Below are 18,312 nucleotides of genomic sequence, written 5' to 3' on the forward strand. Positions count from 1 at the left end.
ATGCGGCGGTTCCTCCGCAGCGTCGCCTACGCGTGGGCCGGTGTCCGCGCTGCCGTCCGGACGGAAGCGAACATGCGCCTCCATCTCGCCGCGGTCGCCTTGGTCAATGCCGCCGGCTGGCTGGCGGGGCTATCGCGGCCGGAATGGCTGGCGATCGTCATCGCGCAGGGCGCGGTGCTGGCGGCGGAGCTGCTGAACACGGCCGTCGAGCGCGTCGTCGACCTGGTCAGCCCGGATCCGCATCCGCTCGCGAAGGCCGCCAAGGACGCGGCCGCGGGCGCGGTGCTCGTGACCGCGGTCATGGCGCTCATCGTCGGCCTGATTGTGTTCGGCCCGCATATCGTGCCTTAACAAGAGAAAGGAAGGACCGCCATGTCCGATATCACCAAACAACCGCTGCCGGAGCAGTATCGGCAGCTGATGGAGCAAGCGATCGAAGCGAAGCGCAACGCGTACGTGCCGTATTCGAGGTTTCAAGTCGGTGCGGCGCTGCTCGACGCGGAGGGCGGCGTCCACCTCGGCTGCAACGTCGAGAACGCGGCGTACAGCCCGACGAACTGCGCCGAACGGACCGCGCTCTTCCGGGCGATCGCGGACGGCCGTGCGGCGAAGAGCTTTCAGGCCATCGCCGTCGTCGGGGACACCGATCTGCCGATTACGCCGTGCGGCGTCTGCCGCCAGGTGCTCGTGGAGCTTTGCGCGCCCGACATGCCCGTTATCATGGGCAATACGAAGGGCGACTGGAACATACTGACCGTGGACGAACTGCTGCCCGGCGCATTCTCGTCGAAGCAGCTGGAAGATGTATAAGACAGCTAGCGTAATGCCTGGAAGGGGACATTAGACCACCTATGAATGCAACTACGACCGGGTCCAAAGGATCCAAAGATAAATATCGCTCCGGCTTCGTCGCGATCGTCGGACGTCCGAACGTCGGCAAGTCGACGCTGATCAACGAAGTCATCGGTCAGAAAATCGCGATCATGTCGGACAAGCCGCAGACGACGCGCAACAAGATCCACGGCGTGTACACGACGGACCATTCGCAGATCGTGTTCCTCGATACGCCGGGCATCCATAAGCCTACCTCGAAGCTGGGGGATTTCATGGTGAAGTCGGCCATCGGCACACTCGGCGAAGTGGACGCGGCGCTCTTCCTGATCGACGTCTCCGAGGGATTGGGCGGAGGCGACCGCTTCATCATCGAAGCGATGAAGAAAGTCAAGACGCCGGTGTTCCTCGTCATGAACAAAATCGACAAGATCGAGCCGGACGCGCTGCTGCCGCTCATCGTGCAATATAAAGAGCTGTACGATTTCGCCGAAGTCATTCCGATCTCCGCGCTGCAAGGCAACAACGTCAACACGCTGCTGAAGGTGCTCGGCGATTATTTGCCGGAAGGCCCGCAGTATTACCCGGCGGATCAGGTGACGGACCATCCGGAGCAATTCGTCTGCGCCGAGCTCATCCGCGAGAAGATTCTGCACCTCACCCGGGAAGAAGTGCCGCACTCCATCGCCGTCACCATCGAAGACATGCGCGTGCAGGACAACGGCGTCGTCTATATCGGCGCGGTGATCTTCGTCGAGCGCGACTCGCAGAAGGGCATCGTGATCGGCAAGCAGGGCGCGCTGCTGAAGCAGGTCGGCAAAGAAGCGCGGCGCGATATCGAGACGCTGCTCGGCTCCCGCGTGTTTCTGGAGCTGTGGGTCAAGGTGAAGAAGGATTGGCGCAACCAGGACCGGGTTCTGAAGGACCTCGGCTTCCGCAACGATTGACGCCGGCCGCCGCCGGACAAGCAATAATTTGGCTGGGATAAGGGCTACCCGATCATCGCATCCTAATCCGTGAGCAACATTTCTGAGCGGAAAGGATGAATACGAATGCGAAATTTTTCGTGGAAGTATTTTACGCTGACCGGGGATGTGGAAGCTTTCTTGCTGTACCGGGAGATGGAGCGCCACGCGCCGGCCGAATCCGTTTCCGAAGAAGAGGAAGGGGAGCCTGCGGCCGAACGTGAAGGCGTCACCTAGCCCGTACACGGAGCGAGTTGGGGGAGAGGCTCATGCAGTACCGGGTCGAAGGGATCGTCATTCGAAGCACCGATTATGGGGAAGGCAACAAGATCGTCACGCTGCTGACGAATACGCACGGCAAAGCCGGGGTCGTCGTCCGCGGCGCGAAGAAACTGAAAAGCCGCCACGGCTCCCTGTCGCAGCTGTTCACGCATGGGGAGTATCTTTTTTTTCGCAGCAGCGGCTTGGGAACGTTGACGCATGGTGAGATCATCGAATCTCACCATGTTTTGCGTGAGCAGCTGGATATGGCGGCCTATGCGTCCTATGCCGCGGAACTGGTAGACCGCGCGCTGCAGGAGGAGGACGCCGGCGCGTTCATGTTCGAGCAGCTGAAGGCGTGCCTCGGCTCGCTCGCCGAAGGCAAGGATCCGCTCGTGACGACGCAGCTGTTCGAGATGAAGATTTTGCAGGCGGCCGGGTACGGACCGGACTTCGCCGCGTGCGCGTCATGCGGCAACGAAGCGGGACCTATGGCGCTGACCGCGAGAAGTGGCGGCATCCTGTGCAGCCGCTGCGCTTATAAGGATCCGCAGGCGATGCCGCTCGGCGAAAGCGCGCTCAAGCTGCTGCGCGTCTACCAGGGCATGGATCTTCGACGCCTCGGTAATGTTCAGCTCAAGGATGAGACGAAGCAGCAGCTGAAGACGGCGATGCGGCTCCTGATGGATACGCATATCGGCATTCCGCTGAAGTCGCGCGCGTTCCTGGACCAAATGGACAAGTATTCAATTTGAAATGGCTGCGATTGACACGGCGTCCTGGAATTGATAAGATAGGTTATTATTTATGTGTATAGACGATGATGGAGAAAGTAGTCGGCATGTCGTCCGATTGAAGCGAGCCGGGGATGGTGGAAGCCCGGACGGACCTGCGCGGCGAAGGGCGCTCCGGAGTTTACCGTATTGAAAAGCGGGCTTATCGCCGCCGTCTCCATGACGCGCCGGCAGTGAGCCAAGTAGGGTGGAACCGCGGAAGCACAAGCTTTCGTCCCTATGTCTGGAGCCAGACGTAGAGACGGAAGCTTTTTTTGACGTTCACTATGAATGAAGGAGAGAAGAAGCGCATGAATTTTCAGACCATGATTTTGACGCTGCAGCAATTCTGGGCGGAACAAAATTGCATTCTTGTCCAGCCGTACGACACGGAGAAAGGCGCCGGCACGATGAATCCGATGACGTTTCTGCGTTCCATCGGCCCCGAGCCGTGGAACGTCGCGTACGTCGAGCCTTCCCGCCGCCCAGCGGACGGCCGTTACGGGGAAAATCCGAACCGGCTATACCAGCACCATCAGTTCCAGGTGATTCTGAAGCCGTCGCCGGACAACATCCAGGAGCTGTACCTGGAAAGCCTGAAGCGGCTCGGCGTCGATCCGCTGCATCACGATATCCGGTTCGTGGAAGACAACTGGGAATCGCCGACGCTTGGCGCGTGGGGCCTCGGCTGGGAAGTGTGGCTCGACGGCATGGAAATTACGCAGTTCACGTACTTCCAGCAAGTCGGCGGCATCGACGCGAATCCCGTTGCCGTGGAAATCACGTACGGCATGGAGCGCCTCGCGTCCTATATTCAGGAGAAGGAAAACGTGTTCGATCTGGAATGGGTGGACGGCGTGTCCTACGGCGACGTCTTCCTGCAGCCGGAATACGAGCATTCGAAATATACGTTCGAAACGTCGGATACGGCGATGCTGTTCTCGCTGTTCAACATGTACGAGGAAGAAGCGAAGAAAACGTTGGAGCACAAGCTCGTCTTCCCAGCGTACGATTATGTGCTGAAATGTTCCCACACGTTCAACCTGCTGGACGCGCGCGGCGCGATCAGCGTCACGGAGCGGACGGGCTACATCATGCGTGTGCGCAACCTGGCGCGCGCGTGCGCGGCGGCGTATTTGGAAGAGCGGGAGCGTCTCGGCTTCCCGATGCTTAAGAAAGGAGCGAACGCCAATGGCTAAGGATCTGCTGCTGGAAATCGGACTGGAAGAGGTGCCGGCCCGCTTTGTGCGCGGCGCCATGAACCAATTGAAAGAGAAGACCGCGAAATGGCTGGAAACGAGCCGCATCGCGCACGGCGAAATCGAGGCGTACGGCACGCCGCGCCGCATCGCAGTGCTCGTTCGCGCCGTCGAGGAGAAGCAAGCCGACGTCCACGAAGAAGTGAAAGGGCCGTCCCGCAAAATCGCGGGAGGCGAGAACGGCGAATGGAGCAAGGCCGCGCTCGGCTTCGCCCGCAGCCAAGGCGTCGATCCGAGCGACTTCTTCTTCAAGGAGCTCGGCGGGGTCGAATACGTGTACGCGAACAAGAGCAGCATCGGTACGGCGACGGCCGACGTGCTGCCGGAAGGGCTGACGTCGCTCATCACATCGATGTCCTTCCCGAAAAACATGCGCTGGGGCAGCAACGACCTGCGCTTCGTGCGCCCGATCAAATGGCTCGTCGCCTTGTTCGGCGACGAAATCGTGCCGCTCGAAATCACGGCAGTGCGCAGCGGCCGGACGACGCGCGGCCATCGTTTCCTCGGCGCGGCTACCGACATTCCGGTGCCGGCCGATTACGCCGCGCGTCTGAAGGAACAGCACGTTATCGTCGACGCGGCCGAGCGCGAGGCGCTGATCGTGGAGCAGATCAACGCGCTGTCCGCCGAGAAGGGCTGGCACATCGCCGTTAAGGAAGACCTGCTGGAGGAAGTCGTCTTCCTCGTCGAATACCCGAACGCGCTGTTCGGCACGTTCGATGAATCGTTCCTGAACATTCCGCAGGAAGTATTGATCACGTCGATGCGCGAGCATCAGCGGTATTTCCCGGTGCTGGACAACAACGGGAAGTTGCTGCCGTACTTCGTGACGGTGCGCAACGGCGACCGGACGTCCATCGAGAACGTAGCCAAAGGGAACGAGAAGGTGCTGCGCGCGCGGCTGTCCGACGCGAAGTTCTTCTACGCCGAGGATCAGAAGCTCGCCATCGGCGACGCGCTGGCGAAGCTGGAGACGATCGTCTATCACGAGGAGCTCGGTACGGTCGCCGACAAGGTCCGCCGGATCGTGGATACGACGGGCAAGCTGACGGCCGTACTCGGCTTGGACGCGCAGGACGCGGCGGACGCCGCGCGCACGGCGGAGATCTGCAAGTTCGATCTCGTAACGCAAATGGTCTATGAGTTCCCCGAGCTTCAGGGCATCATGGGAGAAGACTACGCGCGCAAAGCCGGCGAACGCGAAGCCGTGGCGCGGGCGATCAACGAGCACTACCAGCCGCGCTTCGCCGGAGACCGGGCGCCGGCTTCCGTCGCGGGCGCCATCGTCAGCCTCGCCGATAAAATCGACACAATCGTCGGCTGCTTCTCCATCGGGATCATTCCGACGGGTTCCCAAGATCCGTACGCGCTTCGCCGCCAGGCGGCGGGCATCGTGCAAATCGTCTTGGCGCACGGCTTGAAGCTGCCGCTCGGCACGCTGTTCGACCTGTCGCTCGAGGTCCATGCCGCCCGCGGCATGAAGCGCGCCGCCGCAGACGTGCGCAAGGATCTTTACGAATTCTTCGCGCTGCGCGTGAAGAACGTGCTGACGGAGCAGAGCGTCCGCTACGACGTCATCGACGCCGTTATGGCCGTCGGCTACAACGACCTTCGGCAGACGGTCGACCGCGCGTCCGCGTTGACCGCCGCCGCGGCCGGCGAGCGCCGCGAGGAGTTCAAATTCGTCGTGGACGCGCTGAACCGCGTCTGCAACCTGGCGGCGAAGGCATCGTCCGGCGAAGTGAAGCCGTCCCTGTTTGCGGAAGCGGTGGAAGGCGAGCTGTACGGCGCTTGGACTTCGGTACGCGAAGGCATCGCGTCGCTCGTCGCGCAAGGCGATGCGGCCGCCGCGATCGTGAAGCTCTCCGCCTTGAAGGATCCGATCAACGCGTACTTCGACCGCGTCATGGTTATGGCCGAGGACGAGGCGGTGCGGGCGAATCGTCTGGCGACGCTGGCTTCGATCGCGGGCAGCGTCACGCAGGTGGCGGATTTCTCCAAGCTGGTATGGTAAGCGAACCGCCTCGCGGTTAGAATGAAGCGTTCCGTGCAGGCTTCAACGAGCCGCTTCGCGTTAGCGGACACGTCTTAGGAGAAGCCGGCAAGCACACCGCAACTTTAGGCGCGGATTCGCGTATTAGTAACCCGACTATCTTTGGAGAGGGGATCGAAATGCCAGCCGATACGCAGCCTGAAGTGATCATTTATGTCGTTTCCGATTCCGCCGGCGATACCGGCGAGCTTGTCGTCAGGGCTGCGGTAGCCCAATTTCATCCCATTCATACGGAAATCCGCCGCGTGCCGTTCGTGCACGACGAAGGCTCGCTCGAGCGCTACGTCGCGCAGGCGAAGCAGCACGGCGCGATCATGCTGTACACCCTCGTGCTTCCCGGCTTGCGGGAAGCGATGCTCGAGCTGGCGGAGAAGCACGCGGTGACGGCCATCGACCTGCTGGGCTCGCTGATCCAAAGCCTGGAGCAGAAGACGGACCGCAAGGCGCGCCAAGAGCCGGGACTGAACCACGTGCTGGACGAAAACTACTTCCGCAAGGTTGATGCCGTCGAGTTCGCCGTCAAGTACGACGACATGCGCGACACGACGGGCATCCTGAAAGCGGACATCGTGCTCGTCGGGGTGTCACGGACGTCCAAGACGCCGCTGTCGATGTATTTGGCGCACAAGCAGTTCAAGGTCGCGAACGTGCCGCTCATTCCGGAAGTCGGGCCTCCCCCGGAGCTGTTCCAAATCCCGAAGGAGAAGGTCGTCGGCCTTACCATCGACGTGCATTACTTGAACGGCATCCGCAAGGAACGGCTTAAGGCGCTCGGACTGCCGGATAGCGCTTCGTACGCGAAGGAGGACCGGATCGAGTTCGAGCTGCAGTATGCCGCGTCGGTCATGGAGAAAATCGGCTGCCTCGTCATCGACGTCTCCCACAAGGCGGTCGAAGAGACGGCCAGCCTGATCCTCGAGCACATCGAATCCGTTTGACCGCGGGGAAGCAGGATTTTTTGGTTATTTGCCGTATATAATAGTACGGAAGTTACATGAGAAGATGCGGTGGTGCTATGGTGACGGCGGAGCCAACGATCGTAGTCGATGCCGATGCGTGTCCGGTTAAGCGGGAAATTGTCGAAGCGGCCCGGGCGCACGGCGTGCCGGTGCTGATGGTCGCTTCGCATGACCACCGGCTTCAGCAAGAGGCCGGGGTCGAGATCATGCAGGTCGATCGCAGCGACCAATCGGTCGATCTGTATATCGCGAACCGCGTGCGGCGCGGCGACATCGTCGTCACGCAGGATTTCGGACTGGCCACGATCGCGCTCGCCCGGGGCGCGGTCGCCCTTTCCCCGAGGGGGGAGGAGTATCACGCCGGCAACATCGATTATTTGATGGAACGCAGGCACGCGCTTGCGAAACGGCGCCGGGGAGGCGGAAGAACGAAAGGGCCCAAGGCGATGTCGGACGAGGACCGGTTCCGCTTTCAGCAAAAGCTGACAAAAGTTTTGGAATCTCGGCAGGAGAATGGTGAACCGTAGCGAATAGTATTACTTGTTATTCAGGATGAAGGTGAAAGAGTATGGCTTACGGGAAAATACCGGATTCCGTTATCGAAGCGGTGCTCAGGCATCACGATATCGTCGAAACGGTAGCGAAATACGTTCACCTCTCGAAGCACGGGAAATACATGAAGGGGCTTTGCCCGTTCCATTCGGAGAAGACGCCGTCGTTCACGGTCACCCCCGAGAAAGGGATATTCTACTGCTACGGCTGCGGCAAGGGCGGCAACGCCATTAAGTTCATCGAGGAAATCGAAGAATATTCGTTTCCCGAGGCCGTACGCTTCATGGCGGACGAAGCCGGAATCCCGATCACGTGGGGCGGCGCGCCGGAAGGCCAGCGCAGCGACGAAGGGAACGGAGAACGCGACAAGCTGGTTCAGGCACATGAACTGGCGGTAAAATTGTATCATTATGTGCTCATGAACACGACGCACGGACAGCCGGCTCTGCAATACTTGCGTTCGCGCGGCGTAACCGACAAACAGATCGACCATTTTTTGATCGGTTACGCGCCGCCAGAATGGGACACGCTCGCGCGCTTTCTGGAGAAGCGGGAATTCGACCCGGCTTTGCTGGAGAAGGGCGGCCTGCTCATCGGCAAGCAGGACAAGAGCGGGTACATCGACCGTTTTCGGGACCGGATCATCTTTCCGATCTGGAACCGCGACGGCAAGGCGATCGCGCTCGCAGGACGGATGCTCGGCGAGGGTCAACCGAAGTATTTGAATTCCCCGGAGACGATGCTCTTCAATAAGAGCCGGAACTTGTACAATTTTCATCATGCCAGGGCGGCGATGCGCAAGAACAGGCGCGTCGTTTTGTTTGAAGGGTACATGGACGTCGTGAAAGCATGGAGCGCCGGCGTGCAGAACGTCGTGGCTTCGATGGGGACGTCTTTGACGGAGGAGCATGCGGCGGTGCTGCAGCGCAACGCGGACGAAGCGGTAATCTGCTATGACGGAGACAACGCGGGACAAGCCGCAGCGCTGAAGTCGATTCCGATTCTGGAGAAGGCCGGTCTGAAAGTACGAGTGGCGATGCTGCCGAAGGGCCTGGACCCGGACGAATTCATCGAGGCGAATGGCGCGCATGCCTTCATGCGCGAAATCATCGAACATCCGGTGTCCGCCACAAAATTTAAATTATTATATGCAAAGAAAAACCATATACTCCTAGAAGAAGAGGGACAGAAAAATTACTTGCTTGAAGCCGTACGCATCATCGCCGTGCTGGATTCGCCGACAGAGCGGGAATTTTACCTGAAGGAGCTGTCCCGGGAGTTCGATATGTCCTTGGATTCGCTGAAGCAAGACTGTTTTAACGAACGGCAGCAGCTTCAAAAAATGAAACCGCAAAGGGATAATAACGACAATTCGTGGAATAATGGTAGGAATGAAAACCGTGAAAACCGCCGGAAGTCCTCGGCCCCGCCCGTGCTGCCCGCGTACCAAGTAGCCGAGCGCAAGCTGCTTGCGCAAATGCTGCAAAGCGCGGATATCGCGAGCGCGGTGCACCGGAAGCTCGGGGAATCGTTTCATGTGGAGGATCACGCAGCGCTTGCTGCTTATTTATATGCTTATTATGCGCAAGGCCATGATCCGGATGTTAGCCGGTTTATTGCATCGCTTCAGGATGACCGTCTGGAACGGACGGCCGCTTCGATCTTGATGACGGACGACGACATGCCTTTCGACGAGCAGCTGCTCGACGATTATGTCAACGAAATCGTCAAGGTGCCGAAACTGCGGGAAGTCGAAGAGAAAAAAGAAGCCATGGTTCGGGCGGAGCGGTCCGGCGATATGCTGAAAGCGGCACAAATTGCAAGTGAGATTATAGCCCTAGAGAGACAGCTTAAAGGTCGGTAGGATGATCGTTTCTAGGGAGGAGGGAGTCGGAATATGGCGAATGATCAACATACTGAACTGGATACGGAACAGAAGCTGGAACTCGTCAAGGAACAGCTGATTGAACACGGTAAGAAGAGATCCTCCTTAACCTACAAAGAAATTATGGAGAAGCTTTCGCCGTTCGATCAGGATCCGGAACAAATCGATGAGTTTTTTGAACAGCTTGACGATATCGGCATCGAAGTGGTGAACGAGAACGACGAAGATCTTCCGCTCGGCGGCAGGGATGATCAGGAGCGGGATCAGGACGAATTTAACTTCGACGATGACTTGGCGCTCCCGCCCGGCATTAAGATAAACGATCCCGTACGGATGTACTTGAAGGAAATCGGCCGCGTCCCGCTGCTGTCGGCGGATGACGAAGTCGAACTCGCCAAGCGCATCGAACACGGCGACGAAGAAGCGAAGCGCAGACTGGCTGAGGCGAATCTTCGGCTCGTCGTCAGCATCGCCAAGCGCTACGTCGGCCGCGGCATGTTGTTCTTGGATCTGATTCAGGAAGGCAACATGGGCTTGATCAAAGCCGTCGAGAAGTTCGACCATACGAAGGGCTATAAATTCAGCACGTACGCCACGTGGTGGATCAGACAAGCGATCACCCGCGCGATCGCCGACCAAGCGCGGACGATCCGAATTCCGGTGCATATGGTGGAGACGATCAATAAGCTCGTCCGGGTATCCCGTCAGCTGCTTCAGGAGCTGGGCCGCGAACCGAGTCCGGAGGAAATCGCCGCGGAAATGGATCTGAGCACGGAAAAAGTCCGGGAAATCATGAAAATCGCGCAAGAGCCGGTGTCGCTCGAAACGCCGATCGGGGAAGAAGACGACTCGCACTTAGGGGATTTCATCGAAGATCAGGAGGCGCTCGCGCCAGCGGACGCCGCCGCGTACGAGCTGCTGAAGGAACAGCTGGAGGACGTGCTCGATACGCTCACCGAGCGCGAAGAGAACGTGCTGAGGCTTCGTTTCGGCCTGGATGACGGCCGTACCCGCACGCTGGAGGAAGTGGGCAAAGTGTTCGGCGTCACGCGCGAACGGATTCGCCAGATCGAAGCGAAGGCGCTGCGCAAGCTGCGGCATCCGTCCCGCAGCAAACGCTTGAAGGATTTTCTCGAATAAATTCCGGGACCTTACTGCTTCGTGCAGCAAGGTCTTTTTTGAAGAAAGGGACGAAATGGAATACCGTCGCCGCTTCGATGAAAGCCAACTTGACGTTAAGCGAGGGACGACACGACTGCCATGGATCAGGAACGACGTAAAACGATTGTCAAAGAGATCGAGCATTGGCGGCGCACCAAACTGCTGCCTGAGCAGTATTGCGACTTTCTGCTTAATCTGTATCTGGAAGAAGGAGAATCCCGGAAGCCGGCCTCGTTCGCCGGAAGAGCGGCGATCGTCGTCAAGGAAGCATCGGCGAAACAATGGCTGCTTACTTTTGGAATATTTTCCTTGATTTGTTTTATTGTTCTTTATTTTAACGGTTTTCATCCGGCATTGCAAATGGCGGTCATATTGACGGGCGTTTGTACCCTTCTCTATCTAGGTCAAAAGTACCGGAAAAGGAGCGAATCCGCCGGCTTGGGATTAATCGGCGGGGGAATGCTGCTCATGCTCGGCGCGGGGCTGTACATGCTGCAGCTGCATGATTGGGAAGCTTGGGGCTTGAAAGCCGGGCTCCTGTCGGTCTGCGCGCTCGTCTGGGTCGCGTTCGGCATCGGCGCCCGCATCCCGCTGCTTCACCTGTGCGGCTGGCTGGCGTCGTTCCTCGTGTACGCCTGGCTGCTGGCCAACAAGACGGAGGCCCCGGCTTGGTACGAGATTCAGCTGTACTGGGTGCCGCTGTCGTTCGCGTTCGGCTGGTTCAGCTGGTTCGTGCAGCGGTGGACGAAGCCGGCGGCTTCAATTCTGTTCGTGACCGGCGCGTTCGCCTGGTTCATGCCGGAGCTGTACGCAGCGCTGTTCGCGGAGGCGGCGGGCGGCATTCAACTGCAGCTGATCGTCAAAATTATCGCGGGAGGGGCGCTGCTCTTCTCGCTTCGAAAACAATGGATTGCGTGGGTGGCTTAACATGATCAAGCTGTCGAAACGATTACAAACGATCGCGGACCGCGTGACCGCGGGTTCGCGCGCCGCCGATATCGGCTCCGACCATGCGCTGCTGCCGGTCTATCTGGTGCAGGCCGGGAAGTGCCCGTCGGCGATTGCCGGCGAGCTGAACGACGGACCGCTGCAGGCGGCGAAGCGCCAGATCGCCGAAGCCGGCTTGTCGAAGGCCGTCGCAGCGCGCAAAGGGAACGGACTGGCCGTCCTCGAGCCGGGCGAAGCCGATACCGTCACCATCGCGGGGATGGGCGGCAGCCTGATGGCGGATATTTTGGAGACGGGCCGACTCGCCGGCAAGCTGGAAGGCGTCCGCGAGCTGGTGCTGCAGCCGAACGTCGGCGAGGAGCTCGTTCGCCGGTGGCTCTTCGGACACGGCTACGTGCTGCAGGGCGAATGGCTGTTGGAGGAGGACGGAAAGCTGTACGAGGTACTGCACGCGCTTCGCGAAGCGGACAGCCCGAAGGACGTTACGAACGAGCAGGTGTACGATCCGGATTTCCTGCCGGCCGGCATGGACGCGGAGCGGAAGCAACACTGGCTGTTCCGCATGGGGCCGTACCTGCTGCGCGGGCAGGCGGAGCTGCTGCCGGTGAAGTGGCGGCAGGAACACGACAAGCTGAGGCGGATCCGCGCGCAGCTCGAACAGTCCGAGCTTGCAGAATCACGCGGTAAGGAAGCGCAGCTGCGCGAAGAAATGGAAGCGATTGAGGAGGTGCTGTCTTGTTTGCAAACGGTCAAACCGTCGTCCAGCTTATAGAGCAGCTGGCGCCGAAGCATATCGCCATGGAGAACGATAAGATCGGCCTTCAGCTCGGAACGCTGCAGAAGGAAGTGAAGAAGGTGCTCGTGGCGCTCGACGTCACGCCGGAGGTCGTCGACGAGGCGATCGCGGCCGGCGCCGAGCTCATCGTCGCGCATCATGCGATCATCTACCGGCCGCTGGCGAAGCTCGACACCTCGACGCCCGCGGGCAAGCTGTACGAGAAGCTGATCAAGCACGATATCGCGGTTTACATCGCGCATACGAATCTTGACGTCGCGGACGGCGGCATCAACGATTGGATGGCCGACATGCTCGGCGTGCCCGCGGAGGGTCGCTCGGCGCTGGAGGACGTCCATACGGACAAGCTGTACAAGCTCGTCGTATTCGTGCCGGAGACGCATCATGAGCAGGTGCTGCAGGCAATCTGGAACGCCGGCGCCGGCCAGATCGGCGGCTACAGCCACTGCAGCTTCAACATCGACGGCGTCGGCACGTTCAAGCCGGGCGAGGCCGCGCAGCCGTTCATCGGCGAAGCCGGACGGCTGGAGCGGGTCAAAGAGGTCCGGATCGAGACGATCGTGCCGCACAGCAGCCACCGCAAAGTCGTGCAGGCGATGCTGAAGGCACATCCGTACGAGGAGGTTGCGTACGATCTCTACGCCGTCGAGCTGAAAGGCCGCGTATTCGGGCTCGGACGCGTCGGCAAGCTGCCGGAGCCGGTGAAGCTGGGCGAGCTCGCGGCAATAGCGAAGGCCGCCTTCGACGTGCCGATGCTTCGCCTCGTCGGCGATCCGGAACGGCCGATCCGCAAGGTAGCGGTGCTGGGCGGCTCAGGTTCGCGGTATATCCGCCACGCGTCCTTCGCGGGCGCCGACGTGCTCGTCACCGGCGACATCGATTACCATACCGCGCATGACGCGCTGGCAGCCGGGCTCGCGATTATCGATCCCGGCCACAATATCGAGAAGCTGATGAAGCCGCGGCTGGCCGATTGGCTCCGGCAGGAGCTGCAGCGGCGTGGTTACACGACGGAAACGATGCCATCACAGGTCGATACGGAGCCGTTCCGGTTCCTGTAGGCACCGCCGCGGGAAGCCGCTAACAGCGCTGCCGCAGTTGCCCTGCACAAGTAAATGGGGCCAATCCGCGATTCCGCCTTGAGGTTTGGCCGCGTTCTTAGTATACTATTGATTACGCGGAAAGTTTGACAGACAATCGCTGGCGGCCTTGTTGCCGCGAGAGGAAAGTCCGGGCTCCGTAGGGCGAAGATGCTGGATAACGTCCAGTCGGCGCGAGCCGAAGGATAGTGCCACAGAAATGGACCGCCGATGGCTGCGATAACGACGCGGCACAGGCAAGGGTGGAACCGTGGTGTAAGAGACCACGAGGACCGTTGGCGACAACGGTGCTGGTAAACCCCATCTGGAGCAAGACCGAGAGAACGCGGCAGCTTCGCGCTGCAACCCTTGCCCGGGGAGCGTTCGGGTTGGTCGCTTGAGCCTGTCAGCAATGGCCGGCCTAGATAGATGATTGTCGCTTCATAAGTGGGAGGGTAGTTCCCGTTCGACCACGCGAAGCACAGAACCCGGCTTACGGCAAGCTTTCCATATTGCTCAAATAACCCGCAAGGCTTCGTGCCTTGCGGGTTATTTCGTGTTTGCCGGTCCGCCGGCGCTTCTCGGGGCGGCGGGTCAGCTGTATTTGCGGGCGATTTGGGCGAGCCGGCGCTCGACCTGCTGCGGGAAGTGCTGCAGCGATGCGGTGGTGGACTGGCGCGCGGCAAGCAGCGCGCGGTCGATGTCGATTTGGCCGTAGCCGAAGTATTTGTCTTTGCCCCTATTGCCTAGGTCTTTGGCGGACCTACGAATGATGTCCATGACCTCGACGTTGGAGAGATCCGGATTGATGGAGCGGATCAGCCCCGCGAGCGCCGCGACGTGCGGGCTGGCCATCGACGTGCCGGACAGGGCCGCGTATTGGCTGCCAGGGTACGTGCTTGCGATCGTCATACCCGGCGCCGCGACGTCGATGTAGTCGCCATAATTGGAGAACGGCGAGCGTGTGCCGTCGGCGTTGGTGGACGCGACCGCGAGCACTTCCGGATACGCCGCCGGATAGCCCGGCCGTTCGGTGTTGTCGTTGCCGCTGGCGGCGACGAGCACGACGTCCCGGTCATACGCGTATTTGATCGCATCGTGAAGGAATTGCGCTTCCGCATAGTTGCCAAGGCTCATGTTGATGACCTTGATGCCGTGGTCGGCGGCCCAGATGACGCCCTCGGCGACGGTATACGTCGAGCCGGCGCCGCTTGCGTCGAGCACCTTGACCGGCACGATCTTGTTGTACCAGGTCAGGCCGGCGACGCCTTCGCCGTTATTCACGGAGGCGGCGATAATGCCGGATACGTGGGTCCCGTGGCCGACGTCGTCATCCGGCGGGGCGGTCTCGTCGACGAGATTGGTGCCTGCCTCGATTTTGCCGGCCAGGTCGGGATGATCGGCCTGCACCCCCGTGTCCAGCACGCCGATCCGCACTTGGTTGTCGCCTCTGGAGACGGTCCAGCCTTTCTCCGTCTCGATGCTCGGCAAATTCCATTGATACCGGGCGTACAATGCGTCGTTCGGCACGATCGACGCGCCGGAGTCGGCATTTGCGCCGGCGGACGGAACGTCGTTGGTCATGTACAGATAATGGGGCTCGACGTAGGCGACGTGCCAATTGCGCTTGAAATACCGCATCATATCGTCGGCCTCCATGACCCGGGAGCGGAAGACGTACGTGTAGCCCAGCTTTTTCGCCGAAATGGCGGAGATGTCGCGCTGGATGCGGGCCATCTCGTCGCCGGTCGGCTGCTGCCGGAAGCGGACCACGACCTCGTTGATATGGTAGTGGCTGGCGTTGCCGTTATCCTCGCCGCTGTCGACCGTAATGTCCGTCGTGGAATTCGGCTTCACCGATTCGATCTTGTATTTGCCCTCGGCCGGGTAGGGGACGAGGCGCAGGTTCCGCTGCTGATGGCCTTTCACCTTCATGACGATATCCTGCAGCAGTACCCCGACGATGCCGTCGCCGCGGTGCTTCCGGTCGGCTTCGCCGATCACCATGTACCGGTGCCCGTTCGCGTGGAGCGGCGATGACGCGTAGTCCTGGCCGGCCATGACGCGCTTCTGAGCCTGGTCGATCAGTCCGTCCAGCTGCGCGGACGCCGGTTTGCCGCCCAGCGCGATGCTGCCGCCTTGATGATGCCACCAGACGTAGACCATCTGCTTGTGCATCTTCATCATATGCTGGAGGTGCCGCTTGTTCATCGGCATGGACGCTTCGTGCTTGATTAATTTCTGGAAGTTGCGGGCGCATTCCGTCGTGCATAGCAGCGCGGTCGCGTCCATATCCGATTTGACGGTTGCAAGCTTCATCTGGCGTTCCTTGTGCGCCGACAGCGTGCTGCTGATCCTGTCCTTGTTCGACGGCGCCTTCACCGGTCCGCCGCCGAACCACGGCGTCAGCGGGATGAGGAACGCCAGCGCGGCCAGCACGGCGAACCAGCCGATCCATTTACGTCGAGTCATTATCGTCATATCCTCCCTGATCGGCGCCGCATGCGGGAAGCCGCGGGCCTGTCGTCAACTCGTCTTTAGGGTAGCGTGCGCCGGAGCAAAATATACGGCCGGCCGGTCCAAACGGCAGTACCATCTGTTTCAATTTTGTGGTACGATGTTGATGATTTAAGTATTGTTTGCAGATGATGAAAGGGGATCTACCAATCATGCCTTCGACTAACGTAAAAGCGATTAGCGAATCGACCCGGGACAAATTGAAAATGGCCATCAGCCAGCTGGAAGCGTTTCTGAACGAAAACGCCCTGCCCCAACTTCTCGCCGAAGATCAAGACAGTGAATCGGCGCTTTTTTATAAAGGCCTGCTGTCCGATCTCCGCCACATGCTCGTATTCTCCGAGGTGGCGTACGAGAAGCTCGGCGTGGCGCTGAGAAGGCCGAATTTCGATACGGATTTCGCGGAACGCGCGCTTTACGAAGTCTACCATCAATGCGTCAACGCCTTCTTCTATCCGAAGAACGAGTGCTACTCCGAAGACGGCCGTTACGCGTACACAGGGCAAGACGCGATCCGCTTTCGGAAGAAGCCGGTGCGCGCGGGTCGCGACATCGTCCTCTCCGTATCCAAAGTTTTCGAAGAGCTGCGCGATGACCTGTCGTATTACGAAAGTGATTACATGACGCAGCGGCGCATGCAAGGTCAAAAATAAGGCAGACATAACTCACCCCCGGTGCGGGCAACTTGATACCGGGGGTGATTTTTATGCCGAATGGCGTTAGCTGCAGCGTCGCGAACTGTTCCTTCTGGGAAGAAGGCAACAAATGCGCCGCCGACAACATTCAAGTCGATATCGACCGCCACGCCGGAGTCGAATACGGATCCGAATTCGCCGGAGAAGGATTTGGCCACGACCATCAAGACCAAGCGATGAACAGTGCGTCCACCTGCTGCCATACCTTTAAACCGAAGGAGTGAAGCGAAATGGAACGCGAATCCGAGCATCGTTTCGAGCACAGCCCGCATGACGATTCGGCAACGAATCCGCTGTACCATCCCGACATGAAAGCCTATCACGAAGAAGCGGCGGCGGAAATCGCCGTGCCGCAGCGTTCCATGCCCGACTACTACCCGGACCGCAGCGTCACCAAGCAAACGAACGACGTCGTGCGGACAACGAAATCCGCGGGCGTGGCGACCGGATGGGCGGCCCTGATCCTGGCGTTCATGTCCTGGATCGTCTGGCCGATCGTGCTGGGGGCGACTGCGGTCGTCGTCGGCTTCATCGCGTACTGGCAAGGCGCGCGCGGACTCGGCGTAACGTCCATTACGCTCGGTTTCATCGCCGTGCTGGCGTATTTGGTCCTCGTACCTCTTTATTATGCAATTTCTTGACGGAACCGGCGAAGAGCAGGACTCTTCGCCGGTTTTTTACATAGCGGGCGATGGCGTCCCGGTTGCTGTGCGCGGGTGTAGGCAACATGGCGCGTTACTAGGTCTTAAGACGCATTGGTGAATAGGGGTGCATCCATGTAAAATGATGTTAAACCTTGTCGAAACCAAGCCTTAACCCGTGGAGGTCAATCCAGAATGAGCATCGATCCCCGTATCATGAGTTCCCTCCTGCAGCTTCAATTCATGCCGAGCCTCGATCTGAACGGCAACGAAAACGTCCTGTCCGCGGCGGCGGGCACGGACGGCTCATCACTGTTCGACACGCTGCTGCAGCAATATATGGCCGGCGGTTCCGGCAGCGACCCTGCGGGCACGGACGGTCTTGCACCGATGTCCGGTTTGTCGGCGCTCGGCGGTCTAAGCGCGCTGCTGCCGATGCTCGGCGGTTCGGGCGAGACGACAGCGGCGGGCGTAGGCGAAGCGGGCGAGTACGAGCCGCTGATCCAGACGGCCGCGGCCAAGTACGGCATCGACCCGTCGCTGATCAAAGCCGTGATCCGGACGGAATCGTCCTATAATCCGAGCGCAGAATCCGGCGCGGGGGCCAAAGGGCTGATGCAGCTGACGGACGGCACCGCCCGGAGCCTCGGCGTGACGGACGCGTTCGATCCCGCTCAAAACATCGAGGGCGGTACGAAATACCTCGCGTATTTGATGAAGAAATACGACGGCAACGAACAAGCGGCATTGGCGGCGTACAACGCGGGGCCGGGCCGGGTGGACCGCGCGGGCATCCGGACGAACACCGACTTTCAAGCGCTGATGGAGCGGCTGCCCGAAGAAACGCGGAACTACGTCACGAAGGTGCTGAACGCCCGATCAAGCGATATCGGTTGATCACTAGCGGTTGATTCCAATTTGTTGATTCCAATTGAGA

The 18,312-nt window shown here is 60.0% G+C and carries 19 protein-coding genes and 1 other RNA gene; 19 read left to right on the top strand and 1 reads right to left on the bottom strand.

Features of this window, described 5'->3' with window-relative positions; translation table 11 throughout:
* The 15 genes from ACFPB1_RS02965 (at position 1) to rnpB (ending at position 14,033) form a co-directional block, all read left to right on the top strand.
* Complete coding sequence (locus tag ACFPB1_RS02965) at positions 1–351, top strand: diacylglycerol kinase family protein (RefSeq protein ID WP_379221751.1); 351 nt, start codon at positions 1–3, stop codon at positions 349–351.
* A 21-nt stretch (positions 352–372) separates the two neighbouring features.
* Entirely contained in the window at positions 373–810 is a 438-nt protein-coding gene (cdd, locus tag ACFPB1_RS02970; RefSeq protein ID WP_379221753.1) for a cytidine deaminase, read from the top strand.
* 41 nt (positions 811–851) lie between these two features.
* The gene (era, locus tag ACFPB1_RS02975; protein ID WP_379221755.1) at positions 852–1,778 is read left to right on the top strand and encodes a GTPase Era; all 927 of its coding nucleotides are present in this window, start codon (positions 852–854) and stop codon (positions 1,776–1,778) included.
* A 105-nt stretch (positions 1,779–1,883) separates the two neighbouring features.
* Complete coding sequence (locus ACFPB1_RS02980; RefSeq protein WP_379221757.1) at positions 1,884–2,033, top strand: YqzL family protein; 150 nt, start codon at positions 1,884–1,886, stop codon at positions 2,031–2,033.
* A gap of 32 nt (positions 2,034–2,065) precedes the next feature.
* Positions 2,066–2,812 carry a DNA repair protein RecO gene (gene recO / locus ACFPB1_RS02985; protein ID WP_379221759.1) on the top strand — a complete coding sequence of 249 codons (747 nt, stop codon included), beginning with the start codon at positions 2,066–2,068 and terminating at the stop codon, positions 2,810–2,812.
* A 329-nt stretch (positions 2,813–3,141) separates the two neighbouring features.
* Positions 3,142–4,029, top strand: a complete 888-nt coding sequence (glyQ, locus tag ACFPB1_RS02990; protein WP_379221761.1) for a glycine--tRNA ligase subunit alpha — start codon at positions 3,142–3,144, stop codon at positions 4,027–4,029.
* Positions 4,022–6,103, top strand: a complete 2,082-nt coding sequence (gene glyS, locus ACFPB1_RS02995; RefSeq protein WP_379221763.1) for a glycine--tRNA ligase subunit beta — start codon at positions 4,022–4,024, stop codon at positions 6,101–6,103. The genes glyQ and glyS overlap by 8 nt, the downstream gene beginning before the upstream one ends.
* A gap of 158 nt (positions 6,104–6,261) precedes the next feature.
* Positions 6,262–7,080 (top strand): pyruvate, water dikinase regulatory protein, encoded by an 819-nt coding sequence (locus ACFPB1_RS03000; RefSeq protein ID WP_379221765.1) that lies wholly within the window; start codon positions 6,262–6,264, stop codon positions 7,078–7,080.
* 77 nt (positions 7,081–7,157) lie between these two features.
* Positions 7,158–7,628, top strand: coding sequence for a YaiI/YqxD family protein (locus tag ACFPB1_RS03005; RefSeq protein WP_379221767.1), 471 nt, complete (start codon positions 7,158–7,160; stop codon positions 7,626–7,628).
* A gap of 41 nt (positions 7,629–7,669) precedes the next feature.
* Positions 7,670–9,517, top strand: coding sequence for a DNA primase (gene dnaG / locus ACFPB1_RS03010; RefSeq protein ID WP_379221769.1), 1,848 nt, complete (start codon positions 7,670–7,672; stop codon positions 9,515–9,517).
* Positions 9,518–9,550: 33 nt separating this feature from the next.
* Complete coding sequence (gene rpoD, locus ACFPB1_RS03015; protein WP_379221771.1) at positions 9,551–10,678, top strand: RNA polymerase sigma factor RpoD; 1,128 nt, start codon at positions 9,551–9,553, stop codon at positions 10,676–10,678.
* A gap of 459 nt (positions 10,679–11,137) precedes the next feature.
* Complete coding sequence (locus tag ACFPB1_RS03020; RefSeq protein WP_379221773.1) at positions 11,138–11,626, top strand: hypothetical protein; 489 nt, start codon at positions 11,138–11,140, stop codon at positions 11,624–11,626.
* 1 nt (position 11,627) lies between these two features.
* On the top strand, positions 11,628–12,419 hold the full coding sequence (locus ACFPB1_RS03025) for a tRNA (adenine(22)-N(1))-methyltransferase (RefSeq protein ID WP_379221775.1): 792 nt from the start codon (positions 11,628–11,630) through the stop codon (positions 12,417–12,419).
* The gene (locus ACFPB1_RS03030) at positions 12,383–13,504 is read left to right on the top strand and encodes a Nif3-like dinuclear metal center hexameric protein (RefSeq protein WP_379221778.1); all 1,122 of its coding nucleotides are present in this window, start codon (positions 12,383–12,385) and stop codon (positions 13,502–13,504) included. Before ACFPB1_RS03025 ends, ACFPB1_RS03030 begins: the two co-directional genes overlap by 37 nt.
* A 120-nt stretch (positions 13,505–13,624) precedes the next feature.
* Positions 13,625–14,033, top strand: an RNA gene (gene rnpB, locus ACFPB1_RS03035) — RNase P RNA component class A.
* Positions 14,034–14,116: 83 nt separating this feature from the next.
* Here the strand turns inward: rnpB and ACFPB1_RS03040 are convergent.
* The gene (locus ACFPB1_RS03040) at positions 14,117–15,994 is read right to left on the bottom strand and encodes a S8 family peptidase (protein WP_379221780.1); all 1,878 of its coding nucleotides are present in this window, start codon (positions 15,992–15,994) and stop codon (positions 14,117–14,119) included.
* A 197-nt stretch (positions 15,995–16,191) separates the two neighbouring features.
* Between ACFPB1_RS03040 and ACFPB1_RS03045 the strand changes: the two genes are divergently transcribed.
* From ACFPB1_RS03045 to ACFPB1_RS03060, 4 genes are all read left to right on the top strand, one after another.
* A complete protein-coding gene (locus ACFPB1_RS03045; RefSeq protein ID WP_379221782.1) occupies positions 16,192–16,692 on the top strand; it encodes a YpuI family protein in 501 nt (166 codons plus the stop codon).
* 53 nt (positions 16,693–16,745) lie between these two features.
* Positions 16,746–16,958 carry a DUF1540 domain-containing protein gene (locus tag ACFPB1_RS03050; RefSeq protein WP_379221784.1) on the top strand — a complete coding sequence of 71 codons (213 nt, stop codon included), beginning with the start codon at positions 16,746–16,748 and terminating at the stop codon, positions 16,956–16,958.
* Positions 16,959–16,964: 6 nt separating this feature from the next.
* Complete coding sequence (locus tag ACFPB1_RS03055) at positions 16,965–17,375, top strand: hypothetical protein (protein WP_379221786.1); 411 nt, start codon at positions 16,965–16,967, stop codon at positions 17,373–17,375.
* 195 nt (positions 17,376–17,570) lie between these two features.
* Complete coding sequence (locus ACFPB1_RS03060) at positions 17,571–18,272, top strand: transglycosylase SLT domain-containing protein (protein WP_379221789.1); 702 nt, start codon at positions 17,571–17,573, stop codon at positions 18,270–18,272.
* The last annotated feature ends 40 nt before the right edge of the window (positions 18,273–18,312 follow it).

Source organism: Paenibacillus sp. GCM10023250 (genome assembly GCF_042653205.1).
Taxonomy (GTDB): domain Bacteria; phylum Bacillota; class Bacilli; order Paenibacillales; family Paenibacillaceae; genus Paenibacillus_Z.